15 protein-coding genes are annotated in these 12007 nt (G+C 68.1%); 11 read left to right on the top strand and 4 right to left on the bottom strand.

Annotated elements, in window-relative coordinates:
* Nucleotides 1-387 precede the first annotated feature (387 nt).
* The 6 genes from ABD104_RS02390 to ABD104_RS02365 all read left to right on the top strand — a co-directional run bounded on the left by ABD104_RS02390 (nucleotide 388) and on the right by ABD104_RS02365 (nucleotide 4335).
* Complete coding sequence (locus ABD104_RS02390) at nucleotides 388-1014, top strand: DUF47 domain-containing protein (protein ID WP_279814944.1); 627 nt, start codon at nucleotides 388-390, stop codon at nucleotides 1012-1014.
* Between the two features lie 13 nt (nucleotides 1015-1027).
* Nucleotides 1028-2035 (top strand): inorganic phosphate transporter, encoded by a 1008-nt coding sequence (locus ABD104_RS02385; RefSeq protein WP_087840185.1) that lies wholly within the window; start codon nucleotides 1028-1030, stop codon nucleotides 2033-2035.
* A 163-nt stretch (nucleotides 2036-2198) separates the two neighbouring features.
* Nucleotides 2199-2585 (top strand): DoxX family protein, encoded by a 387-nt coding sequence (locus tag ABD104_RS02380; protein ID WP_243724351.1) that lies wholly within the window; start codon nucleotides 2199-2201, stop codon nucleotides 2583-2585.
* Nucleotides 2586-2621: 36 nt separating this feature from the next.
* Nucleotides 2622-2936: a Dabb family protein gene (locus ABD104_RS02375; RefSeq protein WP_087840183.1), complete on the top strand. Its 315-nt coding sequence runs from the start codon at nucleotides 2622-2624 to the stop codon at nucleotides 2934-2936.
* 6 nt (nucleotides 2937-2942) lie between these two features.
* A complete protein-coding gene (locus tag ABD104_RS02370) occupies nucleotides 2943-3371 on the top strand; it encodes a PaaI family thioesterase (protein ID WP_087840182.1) in 429 nt (142 codons plus the stop codon).
* Complete coding sequence (locus tag ABD104_RS02365; RefSeq protein ID WP_087840181.1) at nucleotides 3364-4335, top strand: alpha/beta hydrolase; 972 nt, start codon at nucleotides 3364-3366, stop codon at nucleotides 4333-4335. The genes ABD104_RS02370 and ABD104_RS02365 overlap by 8 nt, the downstream gene beginning before the upstream one ends.
* Here ABD104_RS02365 and ABD104_RS02360 read toward each other — a convergent pair.
* The 3 genes from ABD104_RS02360 to ygfZ are packed head-to-tail and all read right to left on the bottom strand — an operon-like array spanning nucleotide 4296 to nucleotide 6470.
* Nucleotides 4296-5111, bottom strand: a complete 816-nt coding sequence (locus ABD104_RS02360; RefSeq protein ID WP_087840180.1) for an NRDE family protein — start codon at nucleotides 5109-5111, stop codon at nucleotides 4296-4298. The genes ABD104_RS02365 and ABD104_RS02360 overlap by 40 nt on opposite strands.
* Before the next feature lie 4 nt (nucleotides 5112-5115).
* A complete protein-coding gene (locus ABD104_RS02355) occupies nucleotides 5116-5424 on the bottom strand; it encodes a DUF4936 family protein (RefSeq protein WP_165962994.1) in 309 nt (102 codons plus the stop codon).
* 20 nt (nucleotides 5425-5444) lie between these two features.
* Entirely contained in the window at nucleotides 5445-6470 is a 1026-nt protein-coding gene (gene ygfZ, locus ABD104_RS02350) for a CAF17-like 4Fe-4S cluster assembly/insertion protein YgfZ (protein ID WP_087840291.1), read from the bottom strand.
* A 43-nt stretch (nucleotides 6471-6513) separates the two neighbouring features.
* On the opposite strand from ygfZ, the gene mltG reads away from it, so the two are divergent.
* The 5 genes from mltG (at nucleotide 6514) to ABD104_RS02325 (ending at nucleotide 10908) form a co-directional block, all read left to right on the top strand.
* Nucleotides 6514-7572: an endolytic transglycosylase MltG gene (gene mltG, locus ABD104_RS02345; protein ID WP_087840178.1), complete on the top strand. Its 1059-nt coding sequence runs from the start codon at nucleotides 6514-6516 to the stop codon at nucleotides 7570-7572.
* Nucleotides 7569-8222, top strand: a complete 654-nt coding sequence (gene tmk, locus ABD104_RS02340) for a dTMP kinase (protein WP_087840177.1) — start codon at nucleotides 7569-7571, stop codon at nucleotides 8220-8222. The genes mltG and tmk overlap by 4 nt, the downstream gene beginning before the upstream one ends.
* Entirely contained in the window at nucleotides 8219-9301 is a 1083-nt protein-coding gene (holB, locus tag ABD104_RS02335; RefSeq protein WP_087840176.1) for a DNA polymerase III subunit delta', read from the top strand. Before tmk ends, holB begins: the two co-directional genes overlap by 4 nt.
* Before the next feature lie 54 nt (nucleotides 9302-9355).
* Nucleotides 9356-10126 carry a TatD family hydrolase gene (locus tag ABD104_RS02330; protein ID WP_087840175.1) on the top strand — a complete coding sequence of 257 codons (771 nt, stop codon included), beginning with the start codon at nucleotides 9356-9358 and terminating at the stop codon, nucleotides 10124-10126.
* A gap of 95 nt (nucleotides 10127-10221) precedes the next feature.
* Nucleotides 10222-10908, top strand: coding sequence for an ankyrin repeat domain-containing protein (locus tag ABD104_RS02325; protein ID WP_176400793.1), 687 nt, complete (start codon nucleotides 10222-10224; stop codon nucleotides 10906-10908).
* Here ABD104_RS02325 and ABD104_RS02320 read toward each other — a convergent pair.
* The gene (locus ABD104_RS02320; RefSeq protein WP_243724349.1) at nucleotides 10905-11984 is read right to left on the bottom strand and encodes an ABC transporter ATP-binding protein; all 1080 of its coding nucleotides are present in this window, start codon (nucleotides 11982-11984) and stop codon (nucleotides 10905-10907) included. The genes ABD104_RS02325 and ABD104_RS02320 overlap by 4 nt on opposite strands.
* Between the last annotated feature and the right edge of the window lie 23 nt (nucleotides 11985-12007).

Below are 12007 nucleotides of genomic sequence, written 5' to 3'. Positions count from 1 at the left end.
CCCAGGGGCGGCACTGGTGGACCGGCGGAGCCGGATCCACGGTGCCCGGGAAACTCAACGGCTGTTAGGGGGTGGTTTTTTGTGGGACGATTTTTTTTCTTGGCGCCGCCTGGCGTTTTTTTCGCCTTCTGCTTTGACCTTACCGGGTCCCCGGCAATGGATCCATTCCTCGCCAAGCCGCGCCAGCTCTACGTTTTCAAGAAACCGCCTTACCGTATCGGCGCCCCCCGCCAGCCCGCTGTTACTCCGGGATGCGGTGGATCCGGCTCCGCCGGTCCACCCGCATCGCCCCCTGGGGGGCGCCCGAAGGGCGTAGGGGGGTGCTAAACTTCGCGCGGTTTTTTAAACACGTCATGTAACTGTCACGTGGCGTACTGCGAGGACGTGATGTTTGGACGCTTGATGCCCAAAGAGGGCCGCTTTTTCGATCTGTTCACGGCGCATGCCGATCTGTCGCGCCAGGGCAGCCGGGAGCTGGCCGCCCTGATGGCCGATCTGGGCCAGGCCGAGGAGCGGGTCAAGAACATCGAGACGCTGGAGAAGAAGGCCGACAAGGTCACCCACGATACGATCGATCTGCTGCACAAGACCTTCATCACGCCGCTGGACCGGGACCAGATCCACAACCTCATCACGACCATGGACGACATCCTGGACCTGATGGAAGACGCGGCCCAGTGCATCAACCTCTATGACATCCGCGCCGTCACGCCGGATGCCCGGGCGCTGGCCGACATCGGGGTCCAGTGCTGCGACCGGCTGCACATGGTCGTGAGCCTGCTGCACAACCTGAACGATACGGCCAGCATCATGAAGATCTGCGAAGAGATCGACCGGCTGGAATCGGATGCCGACCGGGTGATGCGCCGCGGCATGGGCCGCCTGTTCCGCGACGAAGCCGACACCCGTCAACTCATCAAGATGAAAGCCATCTACGAACTGCTGGAAGAAATCACCGACAAGTGCGAGGACGTCGCGAACCTGATCGAAGGCATCGTCCTGGAAAACGCCTAGTCGGAAGGATTTCATGGATACGCTTCAGATCAGCTTCGCCACGCTTGCCTTCCTGGTCGTCCTGGCACTCATTTTCGATTTCATGAATGGGTTCCACGACGCCGCCAACTCCATCGCCACCGTGGTTTCCACGGGGGTGCTCAAGCCTCATCACGCGGTCGTTTTCGCCGCGTTTTTTAATTTCGTCGCGATTTTCGTCTTCCACCTGAAGGTGGCGGCCACCGTCGGCAAAGGCATCATCGACCCGAGCGTGGTGGACCACTACGTCGTCTTCGGGGCGCTGGTCGGCGCCATCGCCTGGAACGTGATCACCTGGTTCTTCGGCATTCCGTCCTCGTCGTCGCACGCGCTCATCGGCGGCATCGTGGGCGCGGGCCTGGCCAGCTCCGGCCCCAGCGTCCTGATGGTCCGGGAAATCCTCTACATCGTCGCCTTCATCGTGGTTTCCCCGGTGTTGGGCTTCGTGCTGGGCGGCTTCCTGATGCTGCTGGTGTCCTGGCTGTTCCGCCGGACGCGGCCGCTGCGGGTGGACGGCTGGTTTCGCCGCCTGCAACTGCTTTCGGCCGGGCTCTACAGCCTGGGACACGGCGGCAACGACGCGCAGAAGACCATCGGCATCATCTGGCTGCTGCTGATCGCGGCCAATGTCCCGGGGGCCAAGGATCACGTCCCGATCTGGGTGGTGGTCAGCTGCTACGTGGCGATCGCGCTGGGCACCATGTTCGGCGGCTGGCGCATCGTCAAGACCATGGGGCAGCGCATCACCAAGCTCAAGCCCGTGGGGGGCTTCTGCGCCGAGACGGGCGGCGCGATGACGCTGTTCCTGGCGGCCATCCTGGGTATTCCCGTCTCGACCACCCACACCATCACCGGCGCCATCGTCGGCGTCGGCTCCAGCCGCAAGTTCAACGCCGTGCGCTGGGGGCTGGCGGGCAACATCGTCTGGGCCTGGATCCTGACCATCCCGGCTTCCGCCCTCGTGGCCGCGGGCGCCTGGTGGGTGGGCAAGACCCTGTTCTGAGGCCGGGACGCCGCGTTACGACTTGTTTCCAGTATGATGGCGCGCCATGGCGGCCGGTAAAGGCCGCCTGGCGCCGCCGCGCGGAGAAGAAGGGAGCACCCGGGCGTCGGCATGATCCCTCTTTCCCGGAACCGCCACCATGACACCTGCACCGATACAATCCTTGCTTGAATCGCGCGCGCTGCTGCTGTTCGGCCGCATCGTCCTGACGTTCATGTTCTGGACCAGCGGCCTGGTCAAGCTGTTCGATTTCCAGGGCGGGGTCGCCGAGATGAGCCATTTCGGGCTCGAACCGGCCTGGCTGTTCAACGTGCTGACCATCATCGTCCAGCTGGGTGGATCGCTGTTGATCATTTTCAACCGCGCCGCGTGGCTGGGCGCCGGGGCCCTGGCGGTGTTCACGGTGCTGACCATTCCGGTGGCGCACCCGTTCTGGAAGTTCGAGGGCGAGGCCGCGTTCCATGAAATGATGGTCGTGCTCGAGCACATCACCGTGATCGGCGGCCTGATCGTCGTGGCCATCCTGGGCCAGCGCGTCGCGCGCAGGTAATTCCGTTCACGCCCCAGCAAGAGGACCGACCCCGCCATGATCCGCCATATCGTCATGTGGAAACTCAAGGACGAAGCCGAAGGCGCCGACCGCCAGACCAACATGCAGAAGGTCCGGCGGCTGCTCGAGAGCTGCCGCGATTGCGTCCCCGGCATCCTCGAATTCGAGGTAGGGCTGGCCGCCGACGGCCACGAGGCCACGCACGACGTCGTCCTGAACTCGCTGTTTGCCAGCCGCGAGGCGCTGGACGCCTACCAGGCGCATCCGCGCCACGTGGCGATCAAGCCGTTCATGGGGGCGGTGCGGGCCGAGCGGGCCTGCCTGGACTACGACCTGCCCGTGGCGAGGTAAGAGGGGATGTCCATCACGAATCCCGCCACCGTCACGGATGTGCCCATCCCGTTCCTGGCCTGGCTGGGCGCCAGGCTGGTCAAGGCCGAGGGTGGACAGTCCGAGGTCCGGCTCGATGTCCTGCCGCAGCATTGCAACAGCTGGCACGTCTGCCACGGCGGGGTGCTGATGACCATGCTCGATGCGGCCATGGCCACGGCGGCGCGGTCCCTGCATCCGGAGCTGCGTGGCAGCGCGACGGTGGACATGACCACCAGCTTCGTGCGTCCGGGCGAGGCCGGCAACCTGGTGGCCTACGGCAAGTGCTACCACCGCTCCAGCACCATGGCCTTCTGCGAGGCCGAGGTCAGGGACGAGGGGGGCGGGCTGGTGGCCCGGTCCAGCGGCACGTTCAAGTACATCAGGAAGCGCAGCGACCAGGGCGTCGATGGCTGAGCTGCGGCACCCGCGGCCCCTGGATCCCCAGGTGGCCGATCTCGTATCGCGGGTGCGGCGGGCCAATCGTCCGCCTTATTGGCAGTACACGCCGCAGCAGGCGCGCGCCGTCCACGAAAAAGCCAGCAAGGTGCTGGAAATCGCCGCGGCCGAGGTAGCCGCGGTGCGCGACCTGGACATTCCGGTGGGAGACGGGGCCACGATAGGCGCCCGCCTGTACACGGGCATGCTGTCCGCGGATCCCGCGCCGCTCGTGATTTTCTCGCATGGCGGCGGCTTCACCGTCGGCAGCGTGAACGACTACGACGCCATCTGCCGCATGCTGGCCAACGGCGCCCGCTGCAAGGTGTTGTCGCTGGACTACCGGCTGGCGCCCGAGCACCGCTTTCCCACCGCCGCCGACGACGTCTACGCCGCCTGGCGGTGGGCGTTCGAGCGGCATGACATGCTGGGCATCGACCCGGCGCGGGTGGCCGGCATGGGAGACAGCGCCGGCGGCACGCTCACGGCCCAGGCCGCGCTGCGAGCGCGGGACGACGGCCTGCCGCTGGCGGCGCAGGTGCTGCTGTACCCGGGTACCAGCGCGTGGCAGGACACGGCTTCGCACCGGGCGTACGCCACCGGCTACCTGCTGGACGAGCGCACGATACAGTGGTTCTTCAACCTGTACCTGCGAGACGACGCCGACCGGCTGGACTGGCGCTTCGCGGTACTGGACGCCCCGGAGTTCGTCGGGCTGGCGCCGGCCTTCCTGCAACTGGCCGAATGCGACCCGCTGGTGGACGAAGGGCTGGCCTACGGACGCAAACTGGAAGCGGCCAGGGTGCCGGTCCGGATCCAGGTGTACGAGGGGGCCATCCACAGTTTCTACAACATGGGCGGGGCCTTGCGCGTGGCGCGGCAGGCGCACCGCGATTCGGTGGACTACCTGCGCGCGGTGTTCGAGACCTCGAACGAGGCCTGACGCAGCGAAGCGGGAACCAGCAGCCGCGCCTGCTCGGCGTTGTCGAAGCTGCGTTCTGCCACTTCGACATGGCCGTCGCGGGTGGCCTGGATCACCGTCTGGGCCCGCGTGCCGTAGTCGGGCGTGATGATGAAGGCGGCCGACAGGGCCCGCTCGCGTTCCAGGCTGATGCCGGTGCTGGGCAATTGCGTGTCTTCCGCGATGGTCGTGTCGCTCAGCATCTGGAGGTAGGCCGGCGTGCGGGCCTCGGTGGCCTTGAGCGTGGCCAGCGCGGCGGTGGTGCGCACGACCTTGGGCCAGGGCGTGTCCAGTACCGCGTTCGACAAGCCGTACACGCCGGCCGCCAGCGCCTCGGGCGAGGTGGCGGAATGGCCGCGGCGATGCGACAGGTACCACAGCGACGGGCTCCGCCCGAACAATTCCCCCACCACCAGGTTGAATCCGTTGAAGGGCCCGGCACGCCGGGCCAGGTCGCGCAGATAACCCGCGGGGGTCGAGGTGCCAGCCAGGAAACCGGACACCAGTCCGCCGCGCGAGGGCGCGGCTGGATCGTTCCGGCCTCCCTCGCGGTAATTCGTGATGGCGGCGAAGCGCCCATGCCGCGTGATACCCATCCAGGTCCCGCCGGCCGCCAGGTCGCGTCCGGCCCAGATGTCGGGATGATCCTGCCACCAGTCGGCGGGCGCCGTGGGCCGGGCATAGAACTCGTCTCGGTTGGCCACCATCAGCAAAGTGGTCGGACCGCGCGGATCCCAGGCGAAGGCCATCAGGCACATGGCGTCAGTCTTCCCATCCCGCCGGATCGGCGGGCAGGTCGACGAAGACCTCGCTGCGGCGAGGGGCCAGCAGGAGGGCCGCCAGGCCGCTGGCCTGCACCGCTTCGGCCAGCGCGGCCTCGAGTCCGGGCACGTCGGCCACGTCTTCGTAGACCTCCATCCAGGTGACCACGCCGTCGTCGGCGGCGGGGCGCGCCAGGAGGGCCGCCCGGGCGCTCCGGGCGCGGCCGGCCTCGAGCACCCGGCGGGCGGGCGCCAGGGCCTCGGCGCGCCGGGCTTGCGGCAGTTTGTAGTAGACGTAGAGATTGTGCATGGCGGGTCCCGGCGCTGGGCTCATGCCGAGCGGGTATCGTCGGACAGGGCGTAGGGCAGCGCCCGCGGCTGGATGATCGGACCGGCGGGCGAGCCGGCGTGCAGGGGGGCCTGGCCTTGCGCGGCAGCCAGCGAGCTTTCGTACAGGATCGCGACCCCGCCGCCTTCGCGCGCCGCGTTGACGATGCGGCCGCAGGGCTGCTCGTCGCCTTCCTGGAAGACGTCGGCACCGGCCAGCGCCTGCGGATCCGGCTGCCCGCCGGCGACATGGCCGGCGAACATGCGGCGCTTGAGCTTGCCGAGGTAGTGGCTGCGCGCGACCACTTCCTGGCCAGGATAGCAGCCCTTGGTGAAGCTGACCCCGCCGATCAGCTCCAGGTTGACCATCTGCGGCACGAACAGGTCCTGCGTCGGCGCCGTGATCCAGGGCAGGCCCGAAGCGATGTCGGCGGCGCGCCAGGCCTGGGCCAGGCCGGCCTGCGCCGGGGCCCCCAGCGCGGTGCCCAGCCGTTGCAGCGCGTCGTCCGTTCCTATCCACCACCAGCGCGGCGACGCGTCGGCGGCGGGGGCCGCGATCCAGGTGGCGTCGGGCAGGTCGGCGCGCGACCAGGGCGCGGCGGGCAGCAACCCGCCCGCGGCCGCCTGCAGGGCCGCCGCATCGGTCCCGCGCCAGACGCCGGCCACGCGCAGCGGCGTGGCGGCAAGCTTGACCTTGGCGCGCAGCACGAACATGGACAGGCGCTTCTGCAGCGCCTGGGCGATGCTGGCATCGACCAGCGCCAGCACGCGCGGGACCGGATCGGCGGGATCGGGCTGGGCGCGCCAGACGATGGCGCTGGCAAGCAGCCGGCCCTTGGCCGTGCAATAGCCGGCAAGCCGCGCGTCGGCGTCGCCGAGTTTCTTGACGTCTTGGGTCAGTTGTCCCTGCAGGAATTCGATCGTGTCTGCACCCCGGGCTTCGAGCACGGTCAAATGGTCCAGCGGCGCGATGTGCGCGAGGGCGGCATCCGGCCGCGCGCTCGCGGATAAAATCTCTTGGACGGACATCTTGAAACGGTCGATGAGGTCGATCGAAGTATTATAGGCGCCCATGCCCAAACGACATTTTTCCCTGAAACGCGCGCTGGCCATATCGTTCGCCGCGCTGTTGCTGGCATCGCTGGCCATCGTCGGCGCAGGCGTCGCGTGGCTGCGCATGCCGCTTTCCCTGCCCGCGGACAAGGTGGACTTCGTCATCGACGAAGGCACGACCATGCGGGGCATCGCCCGGCAGGTGCGCGAGGCCGGCATCGCCGTGCCGCCCGAGGTCCTGATCGCCTATGCGCGCGTGACGGGCACGGAACGCCGCATCAAGGCCGGCGGCTACGAAGTGGCGCGCGGCGATTCGCTGTGGACGCTGCTGAACCGGCTCGCGCGCGGCGACGTCACGCAGCGCGAGATCCGTTTCATCGAGGGCTGGAACTTCCGCCAGATACGCGCGGCCCTGCGCCGCCATCCCGACGTGCGCCAGACCCTGGACGGCCTCGACGACGCCACGGTCACGGCCAAGATCGGCGCCTCGACCAGCCATCCCGAAGGGCTGTTCTTTCCGGACACCTATCTGTTCGCCGTGGGCTCGAGCGACATCGACATCCTGCGCCGCGCCTATCGCGCGCAACAGCGGGAACTGGCCGAGATCTGGGCGCAACGCGATCCGGACCTGCCGCTGGGCTCGCCGTACGAAGTCCTGATCCTGGCCTCCATCATCGAAAAGGAAACCGGCATGGAGGCCGATCGCCGGCGCATCGCCGGCGTGTTCGTCAACCGGCTCAGGGTCGGCATGCCGCTGCAGACCGACCCGACTGTCATCTACGGCCTGGGCGAGGTCTTCGACGGCAACCTGCGCCGCCGCGACCTGCGCGCCGACACCCCGTGGAACACCTACACGCGCCGCGGGCTGCCGCCCACGCCCATCTCGAACCCGGGCCGGGCCTCGCTGCTGGCCGCGGTCCAGCCCGAGAAGCACAAGTACCTGTATTTCGTCTCCCGCGGCGACGGCACCAGCGCCTTCTCCGAGACCCTGGACAGCCACAACCGCTACGTCGCGCGCTACCAGCTCAGGGGGTTGCAGCCGCCGCCGTCCATGCAGACCGAGGCGGTGCAGCCATGAGCGCCGGCGCGAACGCGGCGGTGCGCCGCGGCCGTTTCATCACGCTCGAGGGCGTGGACGGCGCGGGCAAGAGCACGCACCTGGAATGGCTCGTGGCCCGGCTGCGCGAGGCCGGCCTGGATGTGGTGCAGACCCGCGAGCCCGGCGGCACGCCGCTGGCCGAGAAACTGCGCGAGCTGCTGCTGAACGAACCCATGCGGCTCGATACCGAGACCCTGCTGATGTTCGCGGGGCGCTGCGAGCACGTGCGCACCGTGATCGAGCCGGCGCTGGCGCGGGGCCAGTGGGTGGTCTGCGACCGCTTCACCGACGCCACCTACGCCTACCAGGGGGGCGGCCGCGGCCTGGCCGCCGAGCGCATCGCGTTGCTGGAGCAATGGGTGCACGGGGACTTGCAGCCGGACGTGACCTGGTTGTTCGACGTCCCGCTGGAAGTGTCCCGCGAACGGCTGGGGCGGGGCCGCACCCTGGACCGTTTCGAGCGCGAGGACGACGCCTTTTTCGAACGCACGCGCGCGGCCTATCATGCCCGGGCCAAGGCGGATCCGGCGCGTTTTCGCATCATCGATTCGACCCGGCCGATCGAGGCGGTCCGGGCGGAGCTGGCCGCCCAGCTGCAGGCCTGCATCGCCGCGGCGGATGGCCCATGAGCCTGCCCCGGTTCTATCCCTGGCATGAAGAAACGGCCCGCGCCTGGCTGGGCGAAGAACAGCGGCGACGCTTTGCCCACGCCTGGCTCATCCACGGACTGGCGGGCATAGGCAAGGTCGAGTTCGCGCGCGCCGCCGCCGCCGGCCTGTTGTGCGAGTCGCCGCAGGACGGCATGGCCTGCGGGCGGTGCCCCGCCTGCACCTGGTATGCCTCGGGCAACCATCCCGACTTCCGCCGCGTCCGTCCCGAAGCCGTGGCGCTGGCCGAAGGCCAGGCCGAAGAGGGCGATGCCGAGGAAGAAGCCGTCGATGCTGACGGCAAGAAGGCCGGCAAGCGCGCCCCCTCGCGCGAGATCCGCATCGAGCAGATACGCGCCCTGGAATCCTGGGCCAATACCGGCACGCACCGGGGCGGCCTGCGGGTGGTGGTGCTGTATCCGGCTGAAACGCTCAACACCATTTCAGCCAACGGCCTCCTGAAGATCCTGGAGGAACCGCCCCCCCAGACCGTGTTCCTGCTCGTGTCCGACGCGCCCGACCGGCTGCTGCCCACCCTGGTGTCGCGCTGTCGCCGGCTGCCCCTGGGAACGCCGGCGCCCGAACCCGCCCTGGCCTGGCTGCAAGAGCAGGGCGTCCAGGACGCGGCCGCGCAACTGGCCGCCGCCGGGGGGGCGCCGGTCGCGGCCTGGCGCCGTGCCGAAGCCGGCGTTCCGCCCAGGGCGCCATGGCTGGACACCTTCGTGACCGCGCTCGCGCAAGGCAAGCCGCCCGACCTGGGGCAGATCGTCGACGCGCTGGACAAGATTCCCGCCGCCGAGTGGATCGACGCCCTGCAACGCCTGGCCATCGACGTGGCCCTGGCCCAGGCCGGCATGGGCGCGCGCTATTTCCCCGACCTGGCCTCCCAGAGTGCGAAGATAGGCGAGCGCGCCGAGCGCGGCCGGGTGGCCGAGCTGTCGCGCTGGCTCACCCGCCAGCGCAGGATCGCCGACCATCCGCTCAATGCACGGCTGTTCGCCCAGGATGTGCTGGCCCAGGCCAGCGCGGCCTGCCTGGGCCGCCGCCCCAAGCGGGCCTAGGTGCCCGCTCCCGCTGGTACTATGGATTCCGCAGCCTTACCGTCTTCCTTTCCCATGTTCGTCGATTCGCATTGCCATCTGGATTTTCCCGAACTGGCCGCGCAACTGCCCGAGATCCTCGAGCGCATGCGCGGCAACCACGTCGCCCAGGCGCTGTGCGTCAGCGTGAACCTGCCCGACTGGCCTCGGCTGATGGAGCTGGTGCGGGGCCATGACAATCTTTGGGCCTCGGTGGGCGTGCACCCCGACTACGAGGACACCCCCGACCCCACGGTCGAGCAATTGGTCGAGCTGGCGGCGACTCCGAAGGTCGTCGCGATAGGAGAAACCGGGCTGGACTACTACCGGCTGACGGGTGACCTGACCTGGCAGCGCGACCGCTTCCGCAACCATATCCGTGCCGCCCGGCGGACCGGCAAACCCCTGATCATCCACACCCGCTCGGCGGCGGAAGATACGCTGCGCATCATGGAAGAAGAGGGGGCGGCGGAAGTCGGCGGCGTGATGCATTGCTTCACCGAATCCCAGGCAGTGGCGGACGCGGCCATCGCGATGAATTTCCACATCTCCTTTTCGGGCATCGTCACCTTCAAGAATGCGCGGGAACTGCAGGAAGTGGCCCGCAACATCCCGCTGGACCGGATCCTGATCGAAACCGATTCGCCATACCTGGCGCCCGTACCCCACCGGGGCAAGCTGAACGACCCGTCCAAGGTGATCCACGTCGCCGAGAAGATCGCCGACCTGCGGGGCATCACGGTCGAAGCGGTGGCGGAAGCGTCGACCAAGAATTTTTTCAATCTATTCAAAGATATACAGCGTTAACTTAAAGTTAGAAATAACTTTAATCCAGCTGTTCGATGTTGAAGAAAAAAGCTTTTCAATCAATGGCTTGGAAAGCAAATATAAGGAAACGCATTATGTTTGGCTCGTGGGCGCGGCGCGGATGGGGGTTCCTGTTGCTGTGGTGCTGGCTGACCGCGTTCTCGGCGGCGCAGGCAGGCGCGGAAGAGGATTTCTGGATCGCCATCCGCAACGACCGCGCGTCCACGGTCAAAACGCTGCTCGCGCGGGGCATGGATCCCAACATGCCGAATGCCGCCAGCAATACGCCGCTGCTCGAAGCCATCAAGGAAGAGGCCTGGGGCGTCTATGACGTCCTGCTGGCCGACAAGCGCATCGACGTGAATCGCCAGAACCGGCTGCGCGAGACGCCGCTGATGTACCTGGCCATCCGGGGCGAGGCCGCGCGGATGGAAAAACTGATCGAGCGCGGCGCCGAGGTCAACCAGGAGGGCTGGACGGCGCTGCACTACGCCGCATCCAAGGGCAACGACGACGCGGTGCGCGTGCTGCTGGAGCACTATGCCTACATCGACGCCGAATCGCCCGGGAAGATGACGCCCCTGATGATGGCCATGCGCTACGACCATACTTCGACGGTGAAGCTGCTGCTGGACGAAGGGGCGGATGGCTACGTCCGCAATGCCGAGGGCAAGAACGCCGTGGATGTCGGCCGGGACGCGGGCAACACGATACTGGCCAACAACCTGGTCGAACGCCTGAACCAGGACCGCCAGCGCCGGCAACAGCAGCAGCGCCGCTAAGCGGGAAAGGCGGGCAGGCTGCCCGTCCGCAGGCGGATGCCGATCTCGTCGCCCATGCGATGCCCGTCCTCGCGGGGCATCTGCGCCAGCACTTCGCTGCCCGAGGGCAGGCGCAAGGTGTACAGGTAGCCCGGGCCGCGAAAGACCTTGTGGACCAGCCGCGCCCGGATGGGGCTGTCGGCGTCGGCCAGCAGGTCGTCGGGCCGCAGCAGGACCCGGACATCGCCGTTCGTGGAAACAGGGCCGGGCGCATCGATATCGCCGAATTCAAGCCGGATGCTGCCGTTGCCTGTCGGCCGGCCCGGCACCAGCACGCCGGCGCCGATGAAGCCGGCCACGAACGCCGTGGCGGGGTGGTGATAAAGATCGTAGGCCTTGCCCCACTGCACGATCCGGCCTTGCTCCATCACGCCGATCTCGTCGGCCATCGCGAAAGCCTCGGCCTGGTCGTGCGTCACCAGGATCGCAGTCGCCTCGGCCTCCTTCAGGATGTCCCGTATTTCGCCGGCCAGTCGCTCGCGCAGGTCCACGTCCAGGCTGGAAAAGGGCTCGTCCAGCAGCAGCAGTTCGGGGCGTGGCGCCAGCGCGCGGGCCAGCGCCACGCGCTGCTGCTGGCCGCCGGACAGCTCGTGCGGATACTTGCCGCCCAGCGAGGCCATGCCGACCAGGGACAGGAGCCCTTTTACCCGCGCGGCGCGGGCCGCGGCCGGTTCGCGCCGCAGGCCGAAACCGACGTTGTCTTCCACCGACAGGTGAGGGAACAGCGCGTAGTCCTGGAACATGACACCCACCCGGCGTTTCTCGGGGGCCAGGCTGCGGCGCGGCGTGGCGACGACTTCGCCGTGCAGCGCGATGCTTCCGGCCAGCAGGGGTTCGAAACCGCTGATCGCGCGCAGCACCGTGCTCTTGCCGCAGCCCGATGGCCCCAGCAGGCAGCCGATGCGGCCTTCGTGCAGGGCCAGCGACAGGTCGTCGACGACGACGTGCATGCCGGTCGGCATGCGATAGCCCAGGCGGACGTGATCGAGCTGCAGGTGAGGGTGGGGCATGGGGGCGGACGGATTGCGCAAGCGCATGAATATAATTCGTATTCCTGCTT

The sequence above is a fragment of the Pigmentiphaga daeguensis genome, from assembly GCF_039523035.1.
Lineage (GTDB): Bacteria > Pseudomonadota > Gammaproteobacteria > Burkholderiales > Burkholderiaceae_B > Pigmentiphaga > Pigmentiphaga daeguensis.
The sequence above is the reverse complement of the archived record's forward strand: the minus strand, read 5'-3'. Positions and strand labels throughout refer to the sequence as shown.

Bases quoted from the DNA above. Each gene is read 5' to 3' on its own strand.
- mltG (WP_087840178.1), top strand. From the start codon at position 6,514: ATGCCCAAACGACATTTTTCCCTGAAACGCGCGCTGGCCATATCGTTC.
- ABD104_RS02330 (WP_087840175.1), top strand. From the start codon at position 9,356: ATGTTCGTCGATTCGCATTGCCATCTGGATTTTCCCGAACTGGCCGCG.
- ABD104_RS02375 (WP_087840183.1), top strand. From the start codon at position 2,622: ATGATCCGCCATATCGTCATGTGGAAACTCAAGGACGAAGCCGAAGGC.
- tmk (WP_087840177.1), top strand. From the start codon at position 7,569: ATGAGCGCCGGCGCGAACGCGGCGGTGCGCCGCGGCCGTTTCATCACG.
- ABD104_RS02390 (WP_279814944.1), top strand. From the start codon at position 388: ATGTTTGGACGCTTGATGCCCAAAGAGGGCCGCTTTTTCGATCTGTTC.
- ABD104_RS02320 (WP_243724349.1), bottom strand. From the start codon at position 11,984: ATGCGCTTGCGCAATCCGTCCGCCCCCATGCCCCACCCTCACCTGCAG.
- holB (WP_087840176.1), top strand. From the start codon at position 8,219: ATGAGCCTGCCCCGGTTCTATCCCTGGCATGAAGAAACGGCCCGCGCC.
- ABD104_RS02365 (WP_087840181.1), top strand. From the start codon at position 3,364: ATGGCTGAGCTGCGGCACCCGCGGCCCCTGGATCCCCAGGTGGCCGAT.
- ABD104_RS02355 (WP_165962994.1), bottom strand. From the start codon at position 5,424: ATGCACAATCTCTACGTCTACTACAAACTGCCGCAAGCCCGGCGCGCC.
- ABD104_RS02385 (WP_087840185.1), top strand. From the start codon at position 1,028: ATGGATACGCTTCAGATCAGCTTCGCCACGCTTGCCTTCCTGGTCGTC.
- ABD104_RS02325 (WP_176400793.1), top strand. From the start codon at position 10,222: ATGTTTGGCTCGTGGGCGCGGCGCGGATGGGGGTTCCTGTTGCTGTGG.
- ABD104_RS02360 (WP_087840180.1), bottom strand. From the start codon at position 5,111: ATGTGCCTGATGGCCTTCGCCTGGGATCCGCGCGGTCCGACCACTTTG.
- ABD104_RS02370 (WP_087840182.1), top strand. From the start codon at position 2,943: ATGTCCATCACGAATCCCGCCACCGTCACGGATGTGCCCATCCCGTTC.
- ygfZ (WP_087840291.1), bottom strand. From the start codon at position 6,470: ATGTCCGTCCAAGAGATTTTATCCGCGAGCGCGCGGCCGGATGCCGCC.